Genomic DNA, 25,499 nt, shown 5'->3' on the forward strand with positions numbered 1-25,499 from the left:
AGAAGGGGGAGAGGTTGATAAAAATAACCTCTCCTTCTATAATATATTTATCCAAAATTAATAATTGGGCATTGAAAATAAATGAATGGAGGTAAGACATGGAAGGAAAGATAATAAAAGGAATAGGGGGCTTTTACTATATCAAGACGGAACAAGGATTAATTGAATGTAAAGCTAGAGGCAAGTTCAGACATAAGGATATAAAGCCGATGGTGGGAGATGATGTTACGATTGAAATAGAAAAAGGAAAAGGTGTCATAGAAGATATACATAAAAGAAAATCTCAACTAGTGAGACCAACAGTTGCAAATGTATCCCTAGCCTTTATTGTTTTTGCAGTTAAAAATCCAGATATAAATTTTGATTTATTAAATAAATTTCTAATTTTATGCGAATATAATAATATTGAAGTTGTAGTGTGCTTAAATAAGATAGATTTGGTATCAGACGAAGAAAGAGAAGAAATAAAGAAAAGAATAAACGACATAGGATATGAGGTAGTTTATATTAATGCTAAAAAAGGAATAGGTATAGATGGGTTAGTTGAAAAAATTAAAGGAAATATAACAGTATTATGTGGACCATCTGGGGCTGGTAAATCTACATTAATTAATAAACTTTCTAACAAAGAACATATGGAAACAGGTAAGGTGAGTGAGAAGCTTGGAAGAGGAAAACATACTACTAGACATAGCGAGCTTATTGATGTTTCAGATGGCTACATTGTAGATACTCCGGGTTTTTCTACCTTAGAAATAAAAGACTTAATGGATAAGAATTCACTAAAATATTGTTTCCCGGAATTTACGGAGTATAATGATAAGTGTAAATTTAGAGGATGTTTTCATTATAAAGAGCCAGGCTGCGTGCTTAAGGAAGCAGTAGAAAATGGAGATATTAATAAATATAGATATGAATTTTATGTAAAATCACTAGAAGAAATCATAGAGGAGGAGAAGAACAAATGGTAAAAGTTGCACCGTCAATATTATCAGCAGATTTTTCAAAATTAGGAGAAGATATAGAAAGAATAGATAAAGGAGGGGCAGATTTTATTCATATAGATGTAATGGATGGATCATTTGTACCTAACATCTCATTAGGATTGCCAGTTATTAAATCAATAAGAAATAGAACAAAGAAAATATTTGATGTGCATTTAATGATAAATAATCCAGCAAATTACATAGATGATTTTATTGAAGCGGGCGCTGATATAATAACTGTTCATTATGAAGCTGATAAACATATAGATAGAACAATTAATTATATAAAATCTAAAGGAATAAAAGCAGCGATTTCATTAAATCCTGGGACCCCAACAAGTTTGATAAAGGATTTAATACCAAATTTAGATATGGTATTAATAATGTCTGTAAATCCAGGATTTGGAGGACAAAAATTTATTCCATATTGTTTAAATAAAATTAATGAAATTAGGGAATATAGTAAAGAAGTAAATCCGGCATTGTTAATCGAAGTTGATGGTGGTGTTGATAAAACTAATGTTAAGGAAATAATTGCAGCTGGTGCAAATGTTATTGTTGCAGGCTCGGCTGTATTTAATGAAGGAGACATTAGTGATAATATAAGAGTCTTAAGAGGTGAATAAATTTGAACGTAGCAATTATTAGTGGTGGTACACCTCCTTCAGAAAAACTATTAAAAAGTTATTTGGGAAAAGTAGACTTTATAATTGCAGCCGATAAGGGGAGTGAGTGCCTGTATAATTATAATATTGTGCCTGACGTACTTTTAGGAGACTTTGATTCTATCAATAGAGGAGTATTAAATAATGTAAAAGCACAGGTTAAAGAGATATTACAATTTCCACCAGAAAAAGATTATACAGATACTGAAATAGCGATAAATGAGGCAATTAAAAGAGGGGCAAGGGAAATATATTTATTTGGAGCATTAGGATCTAGAATGGATCATGCATTGGGAAATATAGGACTTCTTTTGACATCAAAGAAAAAAGGTGTAGTATTAAAAATAATTGATGATAATAATAAAATTTATCTTGGAGAAAATAATATGACTCTATATGGAGAGCTCGGTGAAAATATTTCTTTTCATGCATTAAGTGATATAGTCAAAAATTTTAATATAAAAGGTGCTAAATACAATTTAGAAGGATATAACATGAATTTATTAGATCCAAGAGCTATATGTAATGAATTTATGGATACGCCTATAGAAATCAGCTTTGATGAAGGAGAATTATTGGTATTACATTCAATTGATTAATTGCAATTAATAAAGTAATTAATATGTATTAATTATTTTATTAAATTAGGAACATTTAAGCTTCAATCTGAATATTAATATAATAAGGCATAATTATTTTTAACTTATTAGCCGTATATATTAATGTTTGGAGGAAGATGAATGAAAATTATTGCTATAAAATTACCAAAATTTTTATCAAATATCATAAAATTTTTCAGAAGGAAAAATTAGAAATACATAAGATATATTTAATTTACTATAAAAAAATAACAGGTCAGAAGCTAATAGAGTGACTTGTTATTTTTTGTGATAAATTCTAAATAAGATTGTGCATTTTAATTCAAGAAATCATAAAGGGATTTTAATATTAATTTATGGTTTGAATAAATCATATAATTATGTGCAAAATAAAAAATGCAATTGGGATAACAATTGCATTTCTTATTATGAACTATATTGCTCTTTGAACCTTTCCAGATCTAAGGCATCTTGTACATACATGAACAGTTTTTGGTGTTCCGTTAACTAAAGCTTTTACTTTCTTTATGTTAGGAGCCCAAGTTCTCTTTGATTGACGATGTGAATGGCTATAGCTAACTCCAGCTACAACACCTTTATCACAAATTTCGCATCTTCTTGCCATTAGAAAACACCTCCTTATATTCCAAAGATAATCATCTTCAATAGGACAGAGTAAATTATAACACAGTAAAAAATAATAGGCAAGATAATTTATTAATATTATTAAATTTTGAAATAAAAGTGAATACTCAAAAAGCGAAAACAGAAAATCTGTTAGTGAAGTTTTTGTTGTTAATTGACAATTGTTAATTGACGGTTGATAATTGGAGCATATATATATATTCTTAGAATACTTGAATAAAATATGGTTCTAATATAGAATATAAAATAAGATATAAGTTTTAGGAGGAATTTTGATGGTTGGATTTTCAAATGAAAATGGTAATATAAATTATTCAGAAGAAGTTTTAGCCAAGGTTGTAGGATTATCTACAATGGAATGTTATGGAGTAGTTGGAATGGTTTCCAAAAATGCCACAGAAGGTCTATGGGAACTTATGAGAATAGAGAATTTAAGCAAAGGTGTAAAAATACAATTAACAGATGAAGAAAAATTACAGATAGAGTTGTTTATTATGGTGGAATATGGGACTAAGATTTCAGTAATAGCAAATAATATAATACAAAAAGTTCGTTATAGTGTTGAAAATTATACTGGTCTAAAAGTTTCGGCTATAACAGTAAATGTGCAAGCGGTTAGAGTCTAGGAGGTTAAACTAAATGGAATATGCAAAAATTAACGGCCGTGATTTTTATAATATGGTTGTAAATGCTAGCAATAAATTATTAGAACAAAGTGAATTTGTAAATGCACTAAATGTATTTCCTGTGCCAGATGGTGATACGGGAACTAATATGTCTATGACATTTAAAGCAGCAGTTAAAGAAATAGAAAATATGGATACGGATTCTATAGGAGAAATATCTAAAAAGTTAGCTAAAGGTGCTTTAATGGGAGCTAGAGGTAATTCAGGTGTTATTTTATCTCAAATTCTTAGAGGTATTTCTAAAGGGCTAGAAGGAAAAAAAGAAGTGGACGTTTCAGAATTTGCTGTAGGCTTTTTTGAAGGATCAAATTCGGCATATAAGGCAGTTATGAGACCAACAGAAGGAACCATTCTTTCTGTAATTAGAGCGGCTTCTGAGGCGGCAGTGGCTTCTAATGCTAATGATGTAGTAAGTTTTATGGAAGAAGTAACTGTAAAGGCAAAGGAAATGCTAGATAGAACTCCTGAACTATTACCAGCTTTAAAAAAAGCTAAAGTAGTTGACTCTGGAGGGATGGGATTATACATTATATTACAAGGTATGTTTGAAGCTTTAAAAGATGGAATTAGTGCAGAAATAAAAGATATAACACCAGGTGCGTCTAATAATTCTGTAGCACAAGATACTCAAGAAATTGATATTAAATTTGGATATTGTACTGAATTTATAATAATTGGAGATGCTAAACGTGCAAAAGAGTTCCAAAGTCAAATAGAATCTCTTGGTGATTCTATGATTGTTGTTGGATACGAGGATGTTATTAAAGTTCATATACATACAAATGATCCTGGATTAGTATTGTCAAAAGCAGTAGCTATAGGAGAATTATCAAAGATTAAAATAGATAATATGAGAGAAGAACATAGAGAAATTTTAATGAATGCTCAGGATAAAGAAAATAATTCGAATATGGATGAAAATGAAGTTGTAGAAAATGAGAAAAAGGAATATGGATTCATTACTGTAGCAATGGGAGACGGAATTTCTAATATCTTTAAGGATTTAGGAATGGATTGTGTTATCGAAGGTGGTCAGACAATGAATCCTTCGACACAAGATTTTTTAGATGCTGTCAATAAAATAAATGCTGAGCATATTTTTATTATGCCAAATAACAAAAATATAATTATGGCAGCAAATCAAGCGGCAGAAATATCAGAAAAAGACATAAGAGTAATACCTACAACAACAATTCCACAAGGAATAACTTGTGCAACAATGTTTAATTTTGATTCTAGTGTTGAAGAAAATTGCAACAATTTAAAGAACGCAATTGAAGATGTTAAAACTGGTTCAGTAACCTATGCAGTTCGTGATACTGAAATTGATGGAATAGATATTAAGCAAGGAAATATGTTAGGGCTTGTTGAAGGAAAGATAAAGGAAGTAGGAAAAGATAAGAAAGAAGTTGCAAGTAAGGTTCTAGAAGATATGTTAGATGAAGATTGTGAGCTTATAACAGTATACTATGGAGAAGAAGTTAGCGATGAAGAAGCTAGTGAGTTTGAGAATGAATTGCAAGATAAATATGAAGAATTTGATATTCAATTCTATAAAGGAAATCAGCCTCTTTATTATTTTTTAATGTCAGTAGAATAGATAAGTATAAGGTTAAAGAGTAATAAACTGTAACAAAGTTTTTGATATTATTGTATATAAGTAAGCTTAGCTAATAGGTACACTATAAGTTAAGCTTACTTGCTTGTTTACTATAAAATACATATGTTAGAGGATTAATGTGTTTATCTGAAAGTTACTGTTAAATCTTTTGGAGTGTTTTTGGAGGAGAAAATTTTGGATATATATAGTAATATTTCTGTATTAAAAGGAGTAGGCCCTAAGTCTATGGAAAAATTGAATAAATGCGGTATTTTTAATATATTAGATATTTTATTGTATTTTCCACGAGACTATGAATTTGTGGATAGTAATGTTGATTTTGAAAATATTACAGGTGAAGATAAGCAAATATTAAAATGCGAAGTTGTAAGCTTTGGTAGAGATATAAGAACCAAAAGCAGAAAAATTTTAACAACTATTGAGTTTAATTATAACAATCATAAAGTGGCAGGAAAGTGGTTTAATCAGCCATATATAAAGAATTCGTTTAAATTAGGGCAGATATATAATTTGATGGGAAAATTTAAAAGAATAGGTAATACTTTAGAAGTGGTGAACCCAACCATTACTTGTGAAGAAGCACTTTCGAGTGAAATAATTCCCAAATATCCTTTAAAGGGTGATATAAGCAACAAGTTGCTTGAAAAATTAATTAATGAAATTTTAGCAGTTATGAAAATAAAAGAAAATCTTCCTAAAAACATAGTGGAAAAATATTCCTTGATTTCGCTAGATGAAGCAATAAGAAGTATACATTTTCCGGAAAATAAAGAGTTTTTAGATAAAGCAATAATACGATTGAAATTTCAAGAATTATTTACGTACTCAATGAAATTATTATTATTAAAGTATAAAATTAAAAAAAATAACACAGGTATATATTTTGAATGGGCTAAAGAGCTAAATATTTTTAAGGAAAGATTGCCATTCCCACTTACTAATGCTCAAACTAAAGTTATTCGTGATATTCTCAGGGATCAAAAATCAAATTATTCTATGAACAGATTAATTCAAGGTGATGTTGGGAGTGGTAAGACTATAGTTGCATTAATAGCTATTTTTAATGTGATTAAAAATGGATATCAATGTGCGTTTATGGCTCCAACTGAAATTCTTGCAAATCAGCATTTTGAAGAAGCTAAAAAAATTTATAAAGATTTTGATGTTGCAATAGAGCTATTAACTGGATCAACATCAGCAAAAGAAAAGCAAAGGATTAAGGAAAGAATTAAAAGTAATGAAACTATTTTATTAATAGGAACTCATGCATTATTCCAAGATGATGTTGTATTTTCAAAATTAGGGCTAATAGTTACTGATGAGCAGCATAGATTTGGAGTTGAGCAAAGAAGCAAACTTATAAACAAGGGAAAAAGAGCAGATTGCTTAGTTATGACTGCAACACCAATTCCAAGAACATTAGCACTATATCTTTACTCGGATTTAGATGTTTCTATAATAGATGAATTACCTCCAGGAAGGAAAAAGATAGATACAAGATTTTATTTGGAGAGTAAAAAAGATATTGCATATGATTTAGCATATGATGAGGTTAAAAAGGGGAGACAAGTTTACATTGTTTGTCCACTTATTGATGAAGATGAAAAAGAAGTGTTGAATTCAGTGGAGACTGTATATAATGACCTTACAACAGGAGTGTTTAAAGATTTTAATGTTAAGATTCTCCATGGGAAAATGAAATCATCAGAAAAAGATAAAATAATAAAGAAATTTAAAAATAATGAAATTGATGTTTTGATATCAACAACTGTTATTGAAGTTGGAGTTAATGTCCCAAATGCATCCGTAATGATTGTAGAAAATGCTGAAAGATTTGGACTTTCTCAATTACATCAATTAAGAGGAAGAGTTGGAAGAGGCGAATATTCTTCATATTGTATACTAATTGCAAATGCTAAAAGCAATGTAACCAAAAAAAGAATGCAGATAATGACTGAATCAAGTGACGGATTTTTAATATCAGAGAAAGATTTAGAATTAAGAGGAGCAGGAGAAATGTTTGGAAAAAAACAAAGTGGTGATGAAGGCTTTGTACTTGCTGATCTTTATGAAGATATGAAGATTTTAAGGTGTGCAAAATTAGAAGCAAATAGTATAATACAAAATGAATCAGGAATAAATTCTGAAATAATAACTGAATTGAGTAAAAATTTAGAAAAGACTAGTAAGTATATTTGTTTTAATTAAATTGAAAAAATGTATGTAAATATGTTAATATATAAAATATATAACATAGAAGGAGAAAGAGATGAGAATAATCGCAGGAAAAGCAAGAGGGCATAAATTGATACCTCCAGCTACAATGGAAACAAGGCCTACATTAGATAGAGTTAAGGAAGCTATGTTTAGCTCAATTCAATCATATATACCAGAAGCTGTTGTTGTTGATGTTTTTGCGGGAACAGGAAGTTTGGGATTGGAGGCTGCAAGCAGAGGAGCAAGTGAAGTTTATTTGTTTGATAAGAGTTCAACGACATTTCCTCTATTAAAGCAAAATGTTGATAATCTCAGATTTCAAGATTTTTGCTTTCCAATAAATACTGATGCATATTCAGGACTTAAAAAATTAGCTGATAAGGGCAAGAAATTTGATATTATATTTATAGATCCACCTTATTGTAAAGAAATGATTCCAGAAGCTATGAAAATTATAAAGGAAAATAAAATGTTAAAAGAGGATGGAATAATAGTTACTAAAATAGATACAATTGAAGAAATATATGATGGATATGAAGATATAAATTTAATTAAGAACAAGAAATATGGAAATACAACTGTATGCTATTATAAGTATGAGGAGAAATAAATAATGAAAATTGCAGTATATCCAGGAAGTTTTGATCCAATAACTAATGGACATCTTGATATAATTAAACGAGGTGCTAAAGTTTTTGATAAAATTATAGTAGCGGTGCTTGTTAACGTTGATAAGCATTATCTTTTTAGTATTGATGAACGAGTTGAATTGATAAAAAAGGTTACAAAAGATATAAGTAATGTTGAAGTTAGAAGTTTTGATGGATTATTGGTGAATTTTTTGAAGGAATGTAATACAAATGTAATTCTAAAAGGCTTGAGAACAACCTTTGATTTTGAATATGAACTACAAATGGCATTTATGAATAGTGAATTAGATGGAAATATTGAAACTGTATGTATGATGTCTTCTTCTAAAAATTTACATATTAGTTCTTCGTGCGTTAAACAAGTAGCAAAATTTGGTGGAAATATTGAAGGGCTTGTTCCAAGTGAAATTGTCTCGGATATAATGAGTAAAATGAGTAGCTAAGGAGGGGTTTTATGGAAAATATGAGCGTAAATATTATAGAATTATTAGAGTATCTGCAAGATTTGGTAGAAAATTCGCCAAAAGTACCTATGAGCGGAAAAGTGATGATAGATAAGCGAGAACTTATAGAGGTAATAGACCAAATTATAAATTATTTACCAGAGCAATTAAAAAAAGCTGAATGGGTAATGAATGAGAGAGAACGAATTTTAAATGAAGCTAAAAAAGAATATGATTCGGTTAGAAAAGAAACTATGACTATGATGAGGCAAAATGTTGAGAATCATGACATTGTAAGGGAAGCGAAGCTAAGAGCGCAAGAAATTACATCTGCAGCACAACGTGATGCTAAGGCTATAAGATTAGGTTCTAGAGATTATTCAGATGAGATATTAACTGAATTAGATAGAGAAATTGAAGCACAAAAAATGAAGCTTATAAAGAGTCTCCAAGATAGTTTTGAATCTGTAGCTAAGGAAATTGATTTAAATTTAACTGGAACATGTGATATGATAAAAGATAATGTTAAAGAATTACGTAACATGAAAAAATAAATACAGGAATAATTTGATTTATTTTATTAATGAAAGCGGCTGAATAGAATTTACTCAGCCGCTTTCATTATGTTTTAATTTCTTGAGTGATTTAGTTTACTAATGATCTTTAGAAAGATTGTTAAGAAAATTAAAATAAGTATTGGATAAAAATAAGAATAAACATTTATATATTGATTAACTTTAATTTTGGATACATATATGCTTGATGGAATTAACTTAAATAGCACATAAGTGATAAAGAAGCTAATAACACCTTGAACTATTTTGAAAAATATATATTTATAATAATTTATTTTTGTTTCACTTACAAAAGAACTAACTTGAGCAATTACTGCTAATCCGGAAAACGAACATAAAAAACTTATAATTCCTAGTTTAAGATTAAGTGAAAGAGGAAGGGATGCTGTAAGATTACAGCCATTTGTCATTTCAATGCTTCCTAAAAATAGGCAATATAAAGTGCCTAAAGGTAAACTAAATAGAGATTCTAAGTGTTTGAAAATATTACAAATATAGATGTTATTTTTGACAAGGCATATAATAACCGAGAAAATTATAATGAATCCACCTATAGAAAAAATAGTATTTATTGCATTTTGCACTGAATTTTTTATGGCAATACCAAAGTTAATAGTTTCAGTTTTAGGTTTACTTATTGAATTTGAGTTTTGTACGCATTTCTTTTTCTTTAATATTAATCCTATAAGTATTGCTGATAAGTAATTCCCAGTAAGTAAAATATATCCTAAAAATATATTCCCTAGTAAAGTTCCAGCAACAGATCCAATTAAAAAAATGGGACCAGCATTAGAAGCTATATTTAATAATCTTTCGTATTCATCTGTTTCTATGTATTTCATAGAATATAAATCAACACAATATTTTGCACCTAATGGATAACCGCATAAAAAACTTGCAACAATTGGAAAGGAGCAGTTTTTAGAAAGCCCTAATGGCTTGCAAATTAGTGGACCAAGAATTTTAGAGTAGAGGCTTATACCATCATAATATATTAATAAATTACAAATGACCAAAAAAGGAAAGGTGGTTGGTAATACAGATTTATACCACAATTTGCATCCTTCAATAGCTGCAGAAATACAAGTATTTAGATTTACTAAAAAAAGAAGAATAAAAATTGAAATAAATATACAAAAAATAATGTTTTTTTGAACATTAAGAAGTCTAATTAAAAGAATAGTAAAAGTTATAATTAAAAACCACAAGATAGTAATATATATCATCAAATCACTCCAATCAATAATATATATTCTTGTGGTTATGTAAAATATTACTTGAATATGATAGGGCTTTTTAAATAGTCATCCATAGGATTTACCTTAGGTTGTAGAATAGAATATGCTTTTGTTCCTAAGATATCAATTTTTAGATGGTCGCATAAATTGTTTTTAGGAACCTTAGTGATAATATCTGTACATCCTTTTATTCTTTTTAGCATATTTTGTCCTATAGTATTAAAAGCAAGAACTCTGGCATATGGTACTGGCATTTTCGATAAAGCAAATAGATTAAAATTCTCGAGATTTAAGAAGCATTGAGTTAGTATTCGATTAATTCTGGTATAAGTGTATCTTTTGCTTTTGATTTTTAGAATAAATTCATCTAAAGAGTTTGAATTTATTATTTCTTTAAATATTTTATTATCCAAGCCTTCGGAAATATCAGGTAAATTCATTAGGCATTTGTCATTTGTAAGTAATTTATATTTTATAAATTTAAACATATCTTCTTCAAAAACAAAACGATAATCTGAATGGGATAAATCACTTAAAAAATCATGGCTAGCTTTAGGTATTAATGAAGCAAGTTCATGTAATGAATTTGACTTAAGATGATTTCTTATGGAGGTAGCTGAAACAAAAGAATGATTTAAAGAGGTATCATTATAGGATGCACCTTCTCTTTTTAGTGTCATTGGAGTAATAGTGCTGTTTAGGGTTATTAAGGCTTTTAAATATTCAATTCCTAATATATTATTTGAATTTGATAATACATTTAAAATATCATCAGAAGCTAAATAATCCGATAGCGCATTTGCTCTGCTTATATGAAAAGGCAATCCTAAATGTAAGTTGTTTTTTAACAGATTTCTATATTCTTGTGGTTCTGTGACTAAAGTTTTTGCAACAGTTTGTAATTTATTTATACTACCTTCCTCACTTCCGAAATATAAATAATCCACAATTCCTAAGGAATTAAGAAGAGATACACTTCCAAAGGCAAAGTGTTCTGCAGAGGATATTGAATAAACTAAGGGTAACTCTAAAACTAAATCAACACCGTTTCTAACTGCCATTTCAGCTCTCTTCCATTTATCAACAATGCTTGGGATTCCTCTTTGCATAAAATTACCGCTCATTACGCAAACTATACCATCTGAATTAGTTTCCTGCTTTGCTTTAGTAAGATGATACTCATGCCCTTTATGAAAGGGATTATATTCAGCGATTATTCCTGTGATAATTATAATCATCTCCTTTTTATTTAAACATAATTATTGTATGGAGGCTTCAGTTTAACAATATGGTAATTATAGCATATTCATAAAGCAGCATGTAAATAATTATTTATGGGTAAAGTATAATATATTTTCCTATTAAGAGACTAAAATAATATAAAAAGTCATTGTTAAAAAATATACTTTTTTGATTTTTCAAGATTTACAAAGAGTTTTTAAAATAATCAGAAAAGTGTAAAAAAAGAAAAAGTTCAATAGAGTATATAAAAGATATCTTATTTGCTAAAAATTAATGCAATTTGCTGGTGTTTTCAGTTCTAGAGGCTATTTTCAGTAATAAAAAAATAGAAAGTAGCATGAAATTATTCTAAAAATAGCAGGATTTATATATGTATATTGTTTAATTTAAAACTGAAAATAAGTTTTGATAATTGACAGCAAAAAAAATTAAAAATTAATTTTAATTGTTAAAAAATATACTTTTACTATATCAGTATTTTATATTATTATTGTCTGATAATTTAGATTATTGCTAATCTAAAGATTTTTATTTTATAGAGATTTTTTGTTGAAAACACTGTTAATAAAGGAGTATATTAATATTAGAGATAGGATAGATATAGAGAGGAGACAAAGACACATGGACCTTATGAAAAAAATATGGGCAGCAGCTCAATCTGATAAAAGAAGAATCGTTCTTCCGGAGGGAAATGAAGAAAGAAATATTGAGGCTGCAGGAAAAATACAAGAATTAGGACTAGCATATCCAATTTTAATTGGTGGGAAAGACGAAATAGAAGCTAAAGCAAAGGAATTGGATGTAGACTTATCTGGAATTGAAATTATAGATCCAGAGAAATCGGAAAACTTAAACAAGTATATTACAGCCTTTTATGAATTAAGAAAAAGTAAAGGCGTAACTATGGAAAAGGCTGATAAAATTGTAAGAGATCCTCTATATTTCGCTACAATGATGGTTAAACTAGATGATGCAGATGGAATGGTATCTGGAGCAGTTCATACAACTGGAGATTTATTAAGACCAGGATTACAAATAATAAAGACAGCACCAGGTGTATCTGTAGTTTCAAGTTTCTTTATAATGCAAGTGCCAGGATCTACTTATGGAGAACAAGGAACTCTTATATTCTCTGACTGTGCAGTTAACCCAAATCCAAATGAAGACCAATTAGCCGCTATTGCTATTGCAACGGCTGAAACAGCAAAGAGATTATGTAACATGGATCCTAAAGTAGCAATGCTGTCATTCTCCACAATGGGAAGTGCAGATAATGAATTGGTTGATAAAGTTAGAAATGCAACACAAAAAGCAAAAGAAATGAGACCAGATTTAGATATTGATGGTGAACTTCAATTAGATGCAGCAATTGTTAAAAAAGTAGCTGATCAAAAGGCACCAAATAGTAAAGTAGCAGGAAAAGCTAATGTTTTAGTATTCCCAGATTTACAAGCTGGAAACATAGGTTATAAATTAGTCCAAAGATTTGCAAATGCAGAAGCTATTGGGCCTATTTGTCAAGGCTTTGATAAACCAATAAATGATTTATCAAGAGGATGTAGTTCAGATGATATCGTAAATGTTGTTGCATTAACTGCTGTACAAGCGCAAAACAATAAATAGTATTAAGGATAAGTTCATTTTAAGGGTAACTAGGAAAGTATATTTAAGGATAAAGGAGAAAAAATATGAAAGTATTAGTTATAAATTGTGGTAGTTCTTCATTAAAATATCAACTTATAGATATGAGCAATGAAGAAGCATTGGCACAAGGACTTGTTGAAAGAATAGGAATTAACGGTTCAATACTAACTCAAAAGGTTGAAGATAAAGACAAATATGTTGTTGAAACACCACTTAAAGACCATCAAGATGCAATTGAACTTGTTTTAAAATGTCTAGTTGACGAAAAGCATGGCGTAATAAAATCTATGGATGAAATAGCTGCTGTTGGACATAGAGTAGTTCATGGTGGTGAAAAATATGCTACTTCAGTTTTAATTGATGAAACTGTAATTAAGAATCTTGATGAATTTACAAAACTAGCACCGCTTCATAATCCACCAAATATAATTGGAATTAATGCATGTAAGGCTCTTATGCCAAAAACTCCAATGGTAGCAGTATTTGATACAGCGTTCCATCAAACTATGCCTGAAAAAGCATTTATGTATCCATTACCATATGAGTTATATGAAGAAGATCATATTAGAAGATATGGTTTCCATGGAACATCTCATATGTATGTAGCTGGAGAAATGGCAAAATGGATGAATAAGGATATAAAAGATCTAAAAATTGTTACTTGTCATATAGGTAATGGAGTAAGTGTTACAGCTGTTGAAGGTGGAAAATCTGTAGATACTACAATGGGATTCACTCCTTTAGATGGAATTATAATGGGATCTAGATCTGGAAGCATCGATCCAGCTATAGTTACTTATTTAGTAAAAGAAAAAGGATATTCTATAGATGAAGTAAATGATATATTAAATAAAAAATCAGGAGTTTTAGGAATATCAGGAATAGGAACAGACTTTAGAGATATTAGAAGTGCTGTAGAAAATGATAATGATCCTAGAGCATTACTTGCTATGGATATATTTGGATATCAAGTCAAGAAACAAATTGGTGCTTATGCTGCAGTAATGGGCGGAGTAGATGCAATTGTGTTTACTGCTGGAATTGGTGAACATGCTCCGGAAATTAGATCAAGAGCATTAACTAATATGGAATTTTTAGGAATAGAAGTAGATTTAGAAAAGAACGAAAGTCATAATATTGGCGATGGTATGGAAATTTCTAAAGAAACTTCAAAAGTAAAAGTAGTTGTAATACCTACTAACGAAGAATTAATGATTGCTAAGGAAACTTTAGCATTAGTTTAATTAGATATATAAATAATAATGAATAATTAAGGGAGAAATTACTATGTGAGTTCGATCTTGATTATTCATTATTTATTATTTATTCTTAATCAATTATCATAAATACCTTGACTTTTTGGCACTCAATTTATATAATAAGTTGTGTTTGTTTTATAAATTTATGTGCTAAGGAGTGAAAAGGGGAAAGTAGTATATAATTTACAAATAAGTATATTATATAAATAGTTACCCTGTGATTTTATGAAAGTACAAATTTCAGACATTGTTTCTGGTAAAGATAGAAGCAAGAAAATTGATTATGAATTTGAGATACCTACAATTAACTTCGAAGGAGATGAAATTAAACCTATAGGCTCTTGTGAAGTTGTTGGAACGATTTCAGCAGATAAGGATATACTTTTAGTAAATGCTAAGATTAAAGCTAAGCTGGAAATGGTATGTTCAAGATGCTTAGATACCTTTATCTATCCAATAGATATTGATATAGAAGAAAGGTTTACAACAAATAGGAACAGTGAAGATGACGAAGCTATTGTTGTAATGGATGATGTTTTAGACATCACAGAAATTGTTGAAACTAGTATAATTTCAACATTACCTATTAAAAGAGTTTGCAAGAATGACTGCGAAGGGCTTTGTCAAGAATGTGGATGCAATTTAAATCATGATTCATGTTCGTGTCAAAAGGAAGACGTAGATATACGCTTTGAAGCCTTGAGAAGTTTGTTTGATAATAAGGAGGTGTAATGTATGGGTTGTCCAGCAAGAAAATCAGGGAAATCAAAAGTTAGATCAAGAAGATCTCAAACTTTTAAAGCTAGTTTACCTGGCATAGTTGAATGTCCACAATGCCACGAAATGAAACTTGCTCATAGAGTATGTAAAAATTGTGGTTATTACAAAGGTAAGGAAGTTGTAGCTTCTGAAAAATAAGAGAAAGTCTTTATGACTTTCTTTTGTTATATATAGAATAATTAAGTATATAAGTATAATGATTGGCTTTAGGCAAGGGGAAAGGAGATATTGCTATGAAGATAGCTATTGATGGAATGGGTGGAGATAATGCGCCAGTAGCTGTAGTACAAGGCGCAATAGATGCACTAAAAGAATATGACAATATCGAATTATATATTACTGGCCCAGAAGAATTGATAAACGCAGAGTTAGAAAAGTATACTTATTCAAAAGAAAAAATTAATGTAATAGATGCAAAAGAAGTAATTTCGCCTAATGAACATCCTGTTATGGCATTGCGAAAAAAGAAGGATTCTAGTATTGTTAAAGCATTAGAATTAGTGAAAGATGGTGTTTGTGATGCTATAATTTCAGGAGGAAGCACAGGTGCTTTTTTAGCTGGTTGTACTTTGACTATTGGTAGAATTAAAGGTGTAGAAAGACCTGCGCTTGCACCTATTATGCCAGGCAGACATGGAAGCTTTATGATAGTAGATGTTGGTGCTAATGTTGACTGTAAACCACAATTTTTAATGCAGTTTGCAAAAATGGGCAAAATATATTATGAAAAGGTTTTTGATGTTAAAAATCCTAGTGTTGGACTTATTAATATTGGTGAAGAAGAAGAAAAAGGAAATGAACTTACTAAAGCAGCTTTTAAATTGCTGAAAGAAGAAAAAAATATTAACTTTAAAGGGAATGTTGAACCTAGAGAAATACCAGGAGGTAATACTAATGTTTTGGTTTGCGATGGATTTGTCGGAAATACAGCTTTAAAAATGTATGAAGGGTCGGCGTCAAGTATTTTAGGAATAATAAAAGATGAAGTGCTTAAATCATCAATTACGTCCAAATTAGGGATATTGTTATTAAAACCTGTATTAAAGAATTGTCTAAAAAAATTTGATTATAAGGAATATGGAGGGGCACCATTTTTGGGCGTTAATGGAATTTGCATAAAAGCTCATGGTAGTTCTGACGGAAAAGCCTTTAAAAATGCTATTAGACAAACCAAGATATTTTATGAAAAAAGAGTATTAGAAGACATGAAAAATGAATTTTGTAGTGAAAATTAATAAAATATATTGAAACTTATATTGACGATTTAAACAATATATACTATTATCTAAATGTAGAACTTGGGAGGTGAAATGAATGTTTGAAAAAATCCAAGCAATTATTGCTGATAAGTTAAGTATCGATGTAGAAAGCGTTGTTATGGAAGCATCATTTATAGAAGATTTAAATGCGGACTCATTAGATATAGTTGAGCTTATAATGGCTCTAGAGGATGAACTAGACATGGAAATACCAGATGAAGACGTTGAAAACTTTAAAACAGTTGGAGATGTTGTAAATTACGTAAAAGCTCATCACGAAGAATAAGATAATCCCGCATTTGCGGGATTTTATATTTTCTTAATAAACTAGTTTATTCTTGAATTTGTTATTGTGGAAAATTATTATTTAGCAAGTTGAAGAATAAACTTCAAGGAGTGGAATACATGAATAGATATACACTTAGAGAAATAGAAGAAAACTTAGGAGTTTATTTTAATAATCCAACTTTACTAAAAACGGCGCTTACACATAGCTCTTTTGCAAATCAATTTAAAGATGCTGAGTATAATGAAAGACTTGAATTCTTAGGAGATTCAGTTTTACAGTTATGTATTACAGAACATCTTTTCAATAATTACAAGCATAAGAGTGAAGGTGAGCTAACAAAAATAAGAAGTTTAATAGTTTGTGAGAACTCTCTTTATGAAATAGCAAAAAAAATAAATCTTGGGAATTATATTAGGATGAGTAAAGGTGAAGAACTCACAGGAGGAAGAGAAAGAATATCTATACAGGCAGATGCAGTTGAAGCTGTAATTGCTGCAGTGTATTTAGATAAAGGAATTGGCTTTGTGAGGGATTTTATTTTACTTCACTTTGAAGAAGTGATAAATAAGGCTATAAATAACAAAATAGTTTTAGATTTTAAAACAAAACTTCAAGAACTTCTTCAAAAGGATGGAGAGGTAGCAATTCATTATGAACTAGTAAAGTATGAGGGACCACCTCACAGAAGAAAGTTTTATACTAACGTAAAAATTGATGATAAACTCATGGGTGAAGGTTCTGGTTATAGCAAAAAGGAATCTGAACAAAATGCGGCTAAACAAGCTTTAGATATGTTGGAAGGTATACATGAGTAAAAGTTATTATATAATACCTATATTTGTACCACATGAAGGATGTCCTCATAATTGTGTATTTTGCAATCAGGATAGAATAACAGGGGTTGACGAAGAGGTTACAGCAAAAATAGTAAGAAATACAATAAATGATTACTTAGACACAATACAAAATAAAAATGCAATTATTGAGGTTTCGTTTTTTGGAGGCACATTTACAGGCGTAAAAGAAGAAAAACAAAAAGAGCTTTTAACAGTAGCGAAAGAATTTAAGGATAAGAATCTTATTAATAAAATAAGATTGTCTACAAGACCAGATTATATTAATGATTATATTTTAACTTATCTGAAAGAATATGGTGTTGATATAATAGAACTAGGAGTTCAATCTTTGGATGAAGAAGTTTTAAGAAAGGCTGGAAGAGGTCATAGTGTTGATGATGTTGTGAATGCATCCAGATTGATAAAAGAATATAACTTCGTTTTAGGGCATCAAGTAATGCCTGGGTTACCTGGAGACACTTTTGAGAAGGATATAAAGACAGCTGAGAAATCAATTAGTATGAAACCTGATATTTGCAGAATATATCCATCTCTAGTAATAAAGGACACACCTATGGAGGAAATGTATAATCGTCAGGAGTATATTCCATATTCTTTAGAAGAGGCAGTGCATATAAGCACTATTATGTATGAGATTTATAGAAGAAATGAAATAAATGTAATACGAATTGGTCTTCAGCCTACAGAAAGTATAAATGAGGGGAAAGATATTGTAGCAGGACCATTTCATCCTTCATTTAGAGAACTTGTTGAGGGCAATTTAATAGTGGATAAGATTCTTGAAAATATGGGGGCTGAAAAAAGCGCTACGCTTTATATTAATCCTAAAGATATAAGCAAGCTTTACGCTAATAAAAAAATCTATTTTAATAAGCTTAAAATGAATAATAAAGAAGTTGTGGTTAAGCAGAGTGATGATATTGCTAGAGGATGTATAAAGTTATTTTTAAAGGATAAAGAATTGGATATAATATATTAGCGAGAGGACACTCTCGCTTTTATTTACAGTTAACAGTTATGAGCTTTTGTTAGTTATGAGTTATGAGTTATGGATAAAATCCCTACAGGGATTTTTGAAAAATATAATTTAAAGGAAAGCCGTTAGGCTTTTCGTCCCAAAACTCTTAACTCATAACTGATTTAAAGTTGATATTTATTATTCTATACTATAAACTAAGTTATAATGAAGGAGTGTATAATATGAGAAAAAGAACTAGGGAAAAAATGAGAATTGGAATGGCTATTTTCGTTATAATAATATTTATTATAGGATTAATACCTACTATACTTTACTGGTAAGGAGTGGGCATATGTTTTTAAAATCTCTAGAGATACGAGGATTTAAATCTTTTGCTGATAAAACGGAATTAAAATTTAGAAAAGGTGTTACAGCAGTAGTAGGACCTAATGGAAGTGGAAAAAGCAATATTTCAGATGCTGTAAGATGGGTACTAGGTGAACAAAGTATTAAAGTCTTAAGAGGCGGGAAGATGGAAGATGTAATTTTCGCAGGAACTCAATTTAGAAAACCTGTTGGACTAGCGCAAGTTTCATTAACTCTAGATAATAGTGATGAAAAATTAGCTACAGAATATAATGAGGTTACAGTATCTAGAAGAATATTTAGATCAGGTGAATCGGAATATTTGATAAATAATTCAAAATGCAGACTTAAAGATGTAACTAATCTTTTTATGGATACAGGAATAGGAAAAGAAGGGTATTCATTAATTGGACAAGGTAAGATAGAGGCTATATTAAGTGGTAAGCCTGAGGACAGAAGAGCGCTTTTAGAAGAAGCTGCTGGAATTGTAAAATTCAAAAATAGAAAAGAAGAGGCAGAAAAAAAATTAAGTAATACTGATGAAAATTTAGTTAGAATAAATGATATATTATCAACCTATGGAGAAAGAATAGAACCATTAAGAATTGAAAGAGAAAAGGCATTAGAGTTTAATGAATTATCTAAAGATTTAAAGAAAAAGGAAGTTTCTCTTATAGTTCATAATATAGATAAGATGGAAGCGGAATTAAAAAATTACAATGACGAATTAAATCTTAAAGTAAAAGAGATTGAAGATAAGCAAAAAGAATTAGCAGACGATAAGATTAAGCTCAAAGAGTTAGAGTTTAAAATAGAGGAATTAGATAGAAAGAACTTAGAAGATAAAGAACAATATTACAATCTAAAGGAAATAGTAAGTGAAGATGAAAAAAGTATTGAGCTTTACCGTGAAAGAATTAAGGGCTTTGAAGAGCGCATTAACAGAAATAATTATGAATTAACTGATATTACAGTTAAGATAGAGCAATTAAAAGAAAATAAAATACTACTAGAGAATGAATTAGATAAAAGGTTAGAAGAACAAAAAGGTAAGAATGAGGCTATTGTAAAATTAGAAGAAGATAATATTAAAAGTTCGAAAGAACTTAAAGTTATTGAAGAGGAATTGAAAGTTTTAAAAGAGGGAGAATTCGAACTTTTAAGAAGTAATTCTGATATAAAAAATGAAATCACCATATTGAATAAGGATATTTCGCTTAGAGAGGAAAAGAGAGACACTTTAAATTCATCTATTTCATCGTTAGAGAGTAACATAGTAATTAATCTAGCAACTTATAAAGATTTAAGTGATGATATTGAAAATAGAAAAGATAAAATAAAACTATTAAACTTAAAAGTTGCAGAGGATAAGAAAAAAATAGGAATATTATCTGCTAATTTAACAAAAAAAGAAAATGAACTTAGAGAAGTAAATGGAAGTTTAACAAAGCTTGATGCAAATAGAGGAATGCTTGAAAATTTAGAGAAGCATTATGAAGGTTACAATAGATCTGTAAAATCTTTGATGGAGTCAATCCATAGGGACAGAATTGCTTCAGCTAGTGATACGAAAGTTCTAGGAGAAATTTTCTCGGTAGATAAAAAATATGAAATAGCTATTGAAATAGCATTAGGTGCAGCAATTTCCAATGTAATAACCAAAAATGAAGAAATAGCTAAAATTCTTATAGGATATTTGAAAAAGAATAATTTAGGTAGAGCAACATTTTTACCATTAAACATAATAAGAGGTAAAAAACTTGAATTAGATAAAAGTATTATTGGAGCTGCTGGTTATATTGGAATAGCAAGTGACATAATATCCTATGATAAAGAGTATAGTAATATTATGGATTATGTACTTGGAAGAACTATAATTTGTAGTAATATGGACTGTGCCTTAAATATTGCGCGAATAGGAAGATATAATTATAGAATTGTGACCTTAGATGGAGAAATAGTAAATCCAGGTGGAGCTTTAACGGGTGGTAGCATAAAAGGAAAAAATTCTAATGTCCTAGGAAGAAAAAGAGAAATTGAAGAACTGACAAAAGAAATAGATAAAAAGAAAGAACACTATAGTGAATTAATAAAGTTCGTGCAAGAGTTAAAAGAAGAAATTAAGAATTTAGATGAAGGCATATTAAATCAAAGAGATGAGGCTCATGAAAAAAGTATAGAATTAACTAAAAAGGAAAGTGAAATTAAATCTTTACAAAATGATACTGATGCTTTGAGAAGAAACTTAGAAATAACAAAAGAAGAAATTAAGCGAATAGTAAATGAAAAAGAAAGTATTTTAGAAAAAGTCAAACTTAAAGAAGCTGAAATTGAATCTCTTGAAAGTGAAAATACCGTTAATAAAAGCAAAGGGATTGAATTAGAGCAATTAATGAAAGTTAAAGCTCAAGAAGTAAATGATAATGATACTAAATTAACAGAAATGAAGATTGCTAAAGCTACTTTAGATGAGGCTATTGAAAATAGAAAGAATGAATTTTTGAGAATAGAAAAAGAAATAAATGATTTTATTTCTAAGAATGGAATTTTAAATAAAGAAAATAGTGAAAATAAAAATAGTATTGAAAGTTTAAATTCAGACATTAAAGTTAAAAATAAAGAAATAGAAGAAAATGTTAATAAAATTAATGGACTAGAATTAAAATTTAAAGATGAAGAAATAATAAAAGAAAAGCTAAAACAAGAATTTAAGGAAAAAGATAATTTTATTAGTAATCTTTTAGATGAAGTAAGAGTAAAAGAAATAGAGGTTAATAAAAGAGAAGTAATTAAGGCTAAAAAGGAAGCAGATAAAGATAATGCTTATAATAAATTAAACGAAGAATTGGAATTGACTTATGCAGAAGCAATGGATATATGTGAAGCAGTAGAAGATGAGGAAACCTTAAAGCAAGAGATTACTACTACAAAAGGAAAAATAACAAGACTAGGAATTGTAAATTTAGCTGCTATAGAAGAGTATGAGGAGATAAAGGAAAAATATGAATTTATGTCTGCTCAAGCAGAAGATTTAGAAAAGGCTAAAAAAGAATTAAATGAAGTTATTCAAGAAATGACAAATGAAATGAAAATTTTATTTAAAGAGAATTTTAAAATTCTTAATTATAACTTTAATGAAACATTTAAGGACTTATTTAAGGGTGGAAGTGCAGAACTTATTTTAGGGGAAGGCGATGAGCTAACAGCTAATATTGACATAAATGTAGAGCCACCAGGTAAAAAACTTCAGAATATTAATCTAATGTCAGGTGGAGAGAAGGTTTTATCAGCTATAGCATTACTCTTTGCAATATTAAAAATGAAACCAACACCTTTCTGTATATTGGATGAAATTGAAGCTGCTTTAGATGATGCTAATGTAGATAGATATGCGGAATTCTTAAAGATGTTCTCTACAAATACTCAATTTATAATTATTACACACAGAAAAGGTACAATGGAAGTCAGCGATATAATATACGGTGTAACTATGGAAGAAAAAGGTGTTTCAAAAGTTGTATCTGTAGACTTGACTGAAAATTATAATTAGGAGGAAATGAATTTGTTTGGAAATTTATTTAATAAATTAAAAGATGGGCTAACTAAAACTAGAGATGGATTAACAGATAAAATTAATGAGGCCTTAAAATTAGCGATAACAATAGATGAAGATTTATATGAGGAATTAGAAGAAATTTTAATCACATCTGATGTTGGTATGGATACTACAATAGACATAATAGAGAGATTAAGAAATAAAATACGTAAGGAAAAGATTAATGATCCTCAAGAAGTTAAACCAGCCCTAAAAGAAGTAATTAGGGAAATGCTCCTTGAAGGAAATTATGAAGATAATGAACAAGGGAAAAAAGTGATGCTTGTAATTGGTGTTAATGGAGTTGGAAAAACAACTTCTATAGGAAAGCTTGCAGCTAAAAATAAAGCAGAAGGTAAAAAAGTATTATTAGCAGCAGCAGATACGTTTAGAGCAGCAGCAATAGACCAATTAGAAGTTTGGAGCAATAGGGCTGAGGTTGATATAGTTAAACACCAAGAAGGTTCAGATCCTGCAGCAGTAGTATTTGATGCTATAGAAGCATCTAAGGCTAGAAATGTTGATTTGTTAATATGTGATACAGCAGGGAGACTTCATAATAAAAAGAATTTAATGAATGAACTTGAAAAGATAAATAGAATTATAGATAGAGAGTTGGAAGGTTTTGAGAAGGAGACTTTACTTGTTTTGGATGCAACAACAGGACAAAATGCTGTGATTCAAGCAAAACAATTTATGGAAGCTTGTCCTATTGACGGAATAATATTAACTAAGTTAGATGGTACTGCCAAAGGAGGAGTAGTTCTTTCAATAAAACAAAGTTTAAATATTCCAGTTAGATATATAGGTGTTGGTGAAGGTATTGATGATCTTCAAAAATTCGATGCAGAAGCTTTTGCAGAAGCTTTAATTTAGCAGTGCACAGTTTACAATTTACAGTTGGATGGGGAAATTCCAGACGGAATTTTTGCGAGTTTTGAGGTTGGATTTGATATTTCGTTCTTCGAATTTTATATTGTGAAACTGTGTAGTTGATTACATGAATTTTATTCTTGGAGTTTTAGTTATTAACTGATAAGTTAGCATTGGTAAAACACAAGGCTGAAAAAATAGCGCGAATTGAACATTGAAAATCGATAATTGATAATTGAAAAAAATAATTTTATAAGTGTTAAGTAAAAGTACTTGACACTTATAAAAAATCCTGTTAAAATCTCTTTTGTGGGTAAGGTGATTAGAAATGGAAGATAGAGTTGAAATTTCATTGCTTATGGATTTGTATAGTTCATTATTAACAGAAAAGCAAAATGAAATTATGCAGTGGTATTATGATGATGATTTATCTCTGGCTGAAATAGCTGAACTTAACAAGACAAGTCGCCAAGCTATTCACGATTTAATTAAAAGATGTTATAAACAGCTTCTATCCTATGAAAGTAAGCTTCACTTACTTGAAAAGAGTATAAACAAAGAAAAAGAGATTATAAATTTTTTAGAGGATTTAAAAAATAAATATTCCATAGATGATAAGGATATTATAAAATATAAAGAAAAACTAGAAAATTTATAAGGAGGATGTAAACATGGCTTTCGAAGGATTAGGTGAAAAGTTACAGGAAACTTTCAGAAAATTAAAAGGAAAAGGAAAGTTAACTGAAAAAGATATTAAAGAAGCCATGAGAGAAGTAAAGCTTGCCTTGTTAGAAGCAGACGTTAACTATAAAGTTGTAAAGCAATTTATTTCATCTGTTAGTTCTAAGTGTGTTGGAGACGAAGTTCTTGCAAGTTTAACACCAGGACAACATGTAATAAAAATAGTTAATGAAGAACTTACTAATCTTATGGGTGGAAGTGAAAGTAAACTTAACTACAGTAGTTCAGGTCTTACTGTGATAATGTTAGTTGGTTTACAAGGAGCAGGTAAAACTACTATGTGTGGTAAGCTTGCATTAAATCTTAGAAAAGATAATAAAAAACCATTATTGGTTGCATGTGATATATACAGACCAGCTGCTATAAAACAATTAGAGGTAGTAGGAAAGCAAATTGAGATTCCTGTATTTTCAATGGGGGATAAGGTTAATCCAGTAGAAATTGCGAAAAACGGAATTGCTCATGCGAAAGAAAATGGTAATAATGTTGTTATTATTGATACTGCAGGTAGACTTCATATTGATGAAGAATTAATGCAGGAATTAAAAAATATAAAAGAAGATGTAAAGCCATCAGAAATATTATTGGTAGTAGATGCTATGACAGGACAAGATGCTGTTAATGTAGCAGAAAACTTTAATAATGATTTGGATTTAACTGGAGTTATTTTAACGAAGTTAGATGGTGATACTAGAGGTGGAGCTGCACTTTCAATTAAAAGCATAATTGATAAGCCAATTAAGTATGCTGGTGTAGGCGAAAAAATGAATGATTTTGAGGTGTTCCATCCTGATAGAATGGCATCAAGAATCTTAGGAATGGGAGATGTATTATCACTCATTGAAAAGGCTCAAGAGGCTATTGATGAAAAGGAAGCTGCAGATTTAGGTAAGAGAATGTTAAATCAAGAATTTAACTTTGAAGATTATCTAATGGCAATGGAGCAAATGAAAAAGCTTGGACCTCTAAATAAAATATTAGAAATGATGCCTGGACTAAATTCTAAAGAACTTCAAGGAGTTGACTTTGATAAGAGTACAGAGGCGCTAGATAGAACTAAGGCGATTATTCAATCTATGACAGCTAAAGAGAGAAGAAATCCTAGTCTTATATTGAAATCAGCTTCAAGAAAAGGCAGGATTGCTAAGGGATCAGGTACAAGTGTGCAAGAAGTTAATAAACTCATGAAAGGCTATGAAATGATGAAGAAGAACATGAAACAGATGAAGTCATTTCAAAAGCAGGCTAAAAAAGGTGGATTATTTGGTAAATTACCTTTTTAGAGTTGAAATATATAATATAATTACCCTT

Annotated in this window: 25 protein-coding genes; 22 read left to right on the forward strand and 3 right to left on the reverse strand. The window is 29.5% G+C overall.

Annotated elements, in window-relative coordinates:
- Positions 1-98 precede the first annotated feature (98 nt).
- Genes rsgA through CSPA_RS06330 form a run of 3 tightly spaced genes read left to right on the forward strand, consistent with a single transcriptional unit; the run spans position 99 to position 2,250 of the window.
- Positions 99-971 (forward strand): ribosome small subunit-dependent GTPase A, encoded by an 873-nt coding sequence (gene rsgA / locus CSPA_RS06320; protein WP_015391386.1) that lies wholly within the window; start codon positions 99-101, stop codon positions 969-971.
- Positions 965-1,612 (forward strand): ribulose-phosphate 3-epimerase, encoded by a 648-nt coding sequence (rpe, locus tag CSPA_RS06325; RefSeq protein ID WP_015391387.1) that lies wholly within the window; start codon positions 965-967, stop codon positions 1,610-1,612. The genes rsgA and rpe overlap by 7 nt, the downstream gene beginning before the upstream one ends.
- A gap of 2 nt (positions 1,613-1,614) precedes the next feature.
- Complete coding sequence (locus tag CSPA_RS06330; protein WP_015391388.1) at positions 1,615-2,250, forward strand: thiamine diphosphokinase; 636 nt, start codon at positions 1,615-1,617, stop codon at positions 2,248-2,250.
- A 433-nt stretch (positions 2,251-2,683) separates the two neighbouring features.
- On the opposite strand, the gene rpmB is transcribed toward CSPA_RS06330, so the two are convergent.
- Positions 2,684-2,875 carry a 50S ribosomal protein L28 gene (gene rpmB, locus CSPA_RS06335; protein WP_008424849.1) on the reverse strand — a complete coding sequence of 64 codons (192 nt, stop codon included), beginning with the start codon at positions 2,873-2,875 and terminating at the stop codon, positions 2,684-2,686.
- Between the two features lie 295 nt (positions 2,876-3,170).
- On the opposite strand from rpmB, the gene CSPA_RS06340 reads away from it, so the two are divergent.
- The 6 genes from CSPA_RS06340 (at position 3,171) to CSPA_RS06365 (ending at position 9,066) form a co-directional block, all read left to right on the forward strand.
- A complete protein-coding gene (locus tag CSPA_RS06340) occupies positions 3,171-3,521 on the forward strand; it encodes an Asp23/Gls24 family envelope stress response protein (protein WP_015391389.1) in 351 nt (116 codons plus the stop codon).
- 13 nt (positions 3,522-3,534) lie between these two features.
- On the forward strand, positions 3,535-5,181 hold the full coding sequence (locus tag CSPA_RS06345) for a DAK2 domain-containing protein (protein WP_015391390.1): 1,647 nt from the start codon (positions 3,535-3,537) through the stop codon (positions 5,179-5,181).
- A gap of 195 nt (positions 5,182-5,376) precedes the next feature.
- Positions 5,377-7,410 carry an ATP-dependent DNA helicase RecG gene (gene recG / locus CSPA_RS06350; RefSeq protein WP_015391391.1) on the forward strand — a complete coding sequence of 678 codons (2,034 nt, stop codon included), beginning with the start codon at positions 5,377-5,379 and terminating at the stop codon, positions 7,408-7,410.
- Between the two features lie 61 nt (positions 7,411-7,471).
- Positions 7,472-8,029 (forward strand): 16S rRNA (guanine(966)-N(2))-methyltransferase RsmD, encoded by a 558-nt coding sequence (gene rsmD / locus CSPA_RS06355; protein WP_015391392.1) that lies wholly within the window; start codon positions 7,472-7,474, stop codon positions 8,027-8,029.
- Positions 8,030-8,032: 3 nt separating this feature from the next.
- Entirely contained in the window at positions 8,033-8,512 is a 480-nt protein-coding gene (gene coaD, locus CSPA_RS06360; protein ID WP_015391393.1) for a pantetheine-phosphate adenylyltransferase, read from the forward strand.
- Positions 8,513-8,523: 11 nt separating this feature from the next.
- Complete coding sequence (locus tag CSPA_RS06365; protein ID WP_015391394.1) at positions 8,524-9,066, forward strand: hypothetical protein; 543 nt, start codon at positions 8,524-8,526, stop codon at positions 9,064-9,066.
- 74 nt (positions 9,067-9,140) lie between these two features.
- On the opposite strand, the gene ylbJ is transcribed toward CSPA_RS06365, so the two are convergent.
- Both ylbJ and CSPA_RS06375 read right to left on the reverse strand, forming a co-directional pair.
- Complete coding sequence (gene ylbJ, locus CSPA_RS06370) at positions 9,141-10,313, reverse strand: sporulation integral membrane protein YlbJ (protein ID WP_015391395.1); 1,173 nt, start codon at positions 10,311-10,313, stop codon at positions 9,141-9,143.
- A 47-nt stretch (positions 10,314-10,360) separates the two neighbouring features.
- Entirely contained in the window at positions 10,361-11,563 is a 1,203-nt protein-coding gene (locus CSPA_RS06375) for a nucleotidyltransferase (protein WP_015391396.1), read from the reverse strand.
- Between the two features lie 625 nt (positions 11,564-12,188).
- On the opposite strand from CSPA_RS06375, the gene pta reads away from it, so the two are divergent.
- The 13 genes from pta to ffh all read left to right on the forward strand — a co-directional run bounded on the left by pta (position 12,189) and on the right by ffh (position 25,471).
- Positions 12,189-13,190 carry a phosphate acetyltransferase gene (gene pta, locus CSPA_RS06380; protein ID WP_015391397.1) on the forward strand — a complete coding sequence of 334 codons (1,002 nt, stop codon included), beginning with the start codon at positions 12,189-12,191 and terminating at the stop codon, positions 13,188-13,190.
- 65 nt (positions 13,191-13,255) lie between these two features.
- Entirely contained in the window at positions 13,256-14,455 is a 1,200-nt protein-coding gene (locus CSPA_RS06385; RefSeq protein WP_015391398.1) for an acetate kinase, read from the forward strand.
- Between the two features lie 240 nt (positions 14,456-14,695).
- Entirely contained in the window at positions 14,696-15,202 is a 507-nt protein-coding gene (locus tag CSPA_RS06390) for a YceD family protein (RefSeq protein ID WP_015391399.1), read from the forward strand.
- A gap of 3 nt (positions 15,203-15,205) precedes the next feature.
- Positions 15,206-15,388, forward strand: a complete 183-nt coding sequence (gene rpmF, locus CSPA_RS06395; protein WP_015391400.1) for a 50S ribosomal protein L32 — start codon at positions 15,206-15,208, stop codon at positions 15,386-15,388.
- Positions 15,389-15,483: 95 nt separating this feature from the next.
- Positions 15,484-16,485, forward strand: a complete 1,002-nt coding sequence (gene plsX, locus CSPA_RS06400; protein ID WP_015391401.1) for a phosphate acyltransferase PlsX — start codon at positions 15,484-15,486, stop codon at positions 16,483-16,485.
- 79 nt (positions 16,486-16,564) lie between these two features.
- Positions 16,565-16,795 (forward strand): acyl carrier protein, encoded by a 231-nt coding sequence (acpP, locus tag CSPA_RS06405; RefSeq protein ID WP_009169140.1) that lies wholly within the window; start codon positions 16,565-16,567, stop codon positions 16,793-16,795.
- Positions 16,796-16,914: 119 nt separating this feature from the next.
- Positions 16,915-17,613 carry a ribonuclease III gene (gene rnc, locus CSPA_RS06410; RefSeq protein WP_015391402.1) on the forward strand — a complete coding sequence of 233 codons (699 nt, stop codon included), beginning with the start codon at positions 16,915-16,917 and terminating at the stop codon, positions 17,611-17,613.
- Positions 17,606-18,634: an elongator complex protein 3 gene (locus CSPA_RS06415; RefSeq protein ID WP_015391403.1), complete on the forward strand. Its 1,029-nt coding sequence runs from the start codon at positions 17,606-17,608 to the stop codon at positions 18,632-18,634. The genes rnc and CSPA_RS06415 overlap by 8 nt, the downstream gene beginning before the upstream one ends.
- Before the next feature lie 221 nt (positions 18,635-18,855).
- Positions 18,856-18,954, forward strand: coding sequence for a hypothetical protein (locus CSPA_RS29990; RefSeq protein WP_015391404.1), 99 nt, complete (start codon positions 18,856-18,858; stop codon positions 18,952-18,954).
- 11 nt (positions 18,955-18,965) lie between these two features.
- The gene (gene smc, locus CSPA_RS06420) at positions 18,966-22,529 is read left to right on the forward strand and encodes a chromosome segregation protein SMC (protein ID WP_015391405.1); all 3,564 of its coding nucleotides are present in this window, start codon (positions 18,966-18,968) and stop codon (positions 22,527-22,529) included.
- Between the two features lie 12 nt (positions 22,530-22,541).
- Positions 22,542-23,450: a signal recognition particle-docking protein FtsY gene (ftsY, locus tag CSPA_RS06425; protein WP_015391406.1), complete on the forward strand. Its 909-nt coding sequence runs from the start codon at positions 22,542-22,544 to the stop codon at positions 23,448-23,450.
- A gap of 325 nt (positions 23,451-23,775) precedes the next feature.
- Positions 23,776-24,105 (forward strand): putative DNA-binding protein, encoded by a 330-nt coding sequence (locus CSPA_RS06430; RefSeq protein WP_015391407.1) that lies wholly within the window; start codon positions 23,776-23,778, stop codon positions 24,103-24,105.
- A gap of 13 nt (positions 24,106-24,118) precedes the next feature.
- Complete coding sequence (gene ffh, locus CSPA_RS06435) at positions 24,119-25,471, forward strand: signal recognition particle protein (RefSeq protein WP_015391408.1); 1,353 nt, start codon at positions 24,119-24,121, stop codon at positions 25,469-25,471.
- Positions 25,472-25,499: the final 28 nt, after the last annotated feature.

The sequence above is a fragment of the Clostridium saccharoperbutylacetonicum N1-4(HMT) genome (assembly GCF_000340885.1).
GTDB lineage: Bacteria > Bacillota > Clostridia > Clostridiales > Clostridiaceae > Clostridium > Clostridium saccharoperbutylacetonicum.

What these genes read in the sequence shown, in the direction of transcription:
- ylbJ (WP_015391395.1), bottom strand. Translation starts at nt 10,313, where the DNA reads ATGATATATATTACTATCTTGTGGTTTTTAATTATAACTTTTACTATT.
- CSPA_RS06345 (WP_015391390.1), top strand. Translation starts at nt 3,535, where the DNA reads ATGGAATATGCAAAAATTAACGGCCGTGATTTTTATAATATGGTTGTA.
- CSPA_RS06385 (WP_015391398.1), top strand. Translation starts at nt 13,256, where the DNA reads ATGAAAGTATTAGTTATAAATTGTGGTAGTTCTTCATTAAAATATCAA.
- CSPA_RS06390 (WP_015391399.1), top strand. Translation starts at nt 14,696, where the DNA reads ATGAAAGTACAAATTTCAGACATTGTTTCTGGTAAAGATAGAAGCAAG.
- ffh (WP_015391408.1), top strand. Translation starts at nt 24,119, where the DNA reads ATGGCTTTCGAAGGATTAGGTGAAAAGTTACAGGAAACTTTCAGAAAA.
- rpmF (WP_015391400.1), top strand. Translation starts at nt 15,206, where the DNA reads ATGGGTTGTCCAGCAAGAAAATCAGGGAAATCAAAAGTTAGATCAAGA.
- CSPA_RS06430 (WP_015391407.1), top strand. Translation starts at nt 23,776, where the DNA reads ATGGAAGATAGAGTTGAAATTTCATTGCTTATGGATTTGTATAGTTCA.
- CSPA_RS06340 (WP_015391389.1), top strand. Translation starts at nt 3,171, where the DNA reads ATGGTTGGATTTTCAAATGAAAATGGTAATATAAATTATTCAGAAGAA.
- rsmD (WP_015391392.1), top strand. Translation starts at nt 7,472, where the DNA reads ATGAGAATAATCGCAGGAAAAGCAAGAGGGCATAAATTGATACCTCCA.
- CSPA_RS06375 (WP_015391396.1), bottom strand. Translation starts at nt 11,563, where the DNA reads ATGATTATAATTATCACAGGAATAATCGCTGAATATAATCCCTTTCAT.
- smc (WP_015391405.1), top strand. Translation starts at nt 18,966, where the DNA reads ATGTTTTTAAAATCTCTAGAGATACGAGGATTTAAATCTTTTGCTGAT.
- rpe (WP_015391387.1), top strand. Translation starts at nt 965, where the DNA reads ATGGTAAAAGTTGCACCGTCAATATTATCAGCAGATTTTTCAAAATTA.
- rsgA (WP_015391386.1), top strand. Translation starts at nt 99, where the DNA reads ATGGAAGGAAAGATAATAAAAGGAATAGGGGGCTTTTACTATATCAAG.
- rnc (WP_015391402.1), top strand. Translation starts at nt 16,915, where the DNA reads ATGAATAGATATACACTTAGAGAAATAGAAGAAAACTTAGGAGTTTAT.
- plsX (WP_015391401.1), top strand. Translation starts at nt 15,484, where the DNA reads ATGAAGATAGCTATTGATGGAATGGGTGGAGATAATGCGCCAGTAGCT.
- rpmB (WP_008424849.1), bottom strand. Translation starts at nt 2,875, where the DNA reads ATGGCAAGAAGATGCGAAATTTGTGATAAAGGTGTTGTAGCTGGAGTT.
- acpP (WP_009169140.1), top strand. Translation starts at nt 16,565, where the DNA reads ATGTTTGAAAAAATCCAAGCAATTATTGCTGATAAGTTAAGTATCGAT.
- coaD (WP_015391393.1), top strand. Translation starts at nt 8,033, where the DNA reads ATGAAAATTGCAGTATATCCAGGAAGTTTTGATCCAATAACTAATGGA.
- CSPA_RS06365 (WP_015391394.1), top strand. Translation starts at nt 8,524, where the DNA reads ATGGAAAATATGAGCGTAAATATTATAGAATTATTAGAGTATCTGCAA.
- CSPA_RS06415 (WP_015391403.1), top strand. Translation starts at nt 17,606, where the DNA reads ATGAGTAAAAGTTATTATATAATACCTATATTTGTACCACATGAAGGA.
- pta (WP_015391397.1), top strand. Translation starts at nt 12,189, where the DNA reads ATGGACCTTATGAAAAAAATATGGGCAGCAGCTCAATCTGATAAAAGA.
- CSPA_RS29990 (WP_015391404.1), top strand. Translation starts at nt 18,856, where the DNA reads ATGAGAAAAAGAACTAGGGAAAAAATGAGAATTGGAATGGCTATTTTC.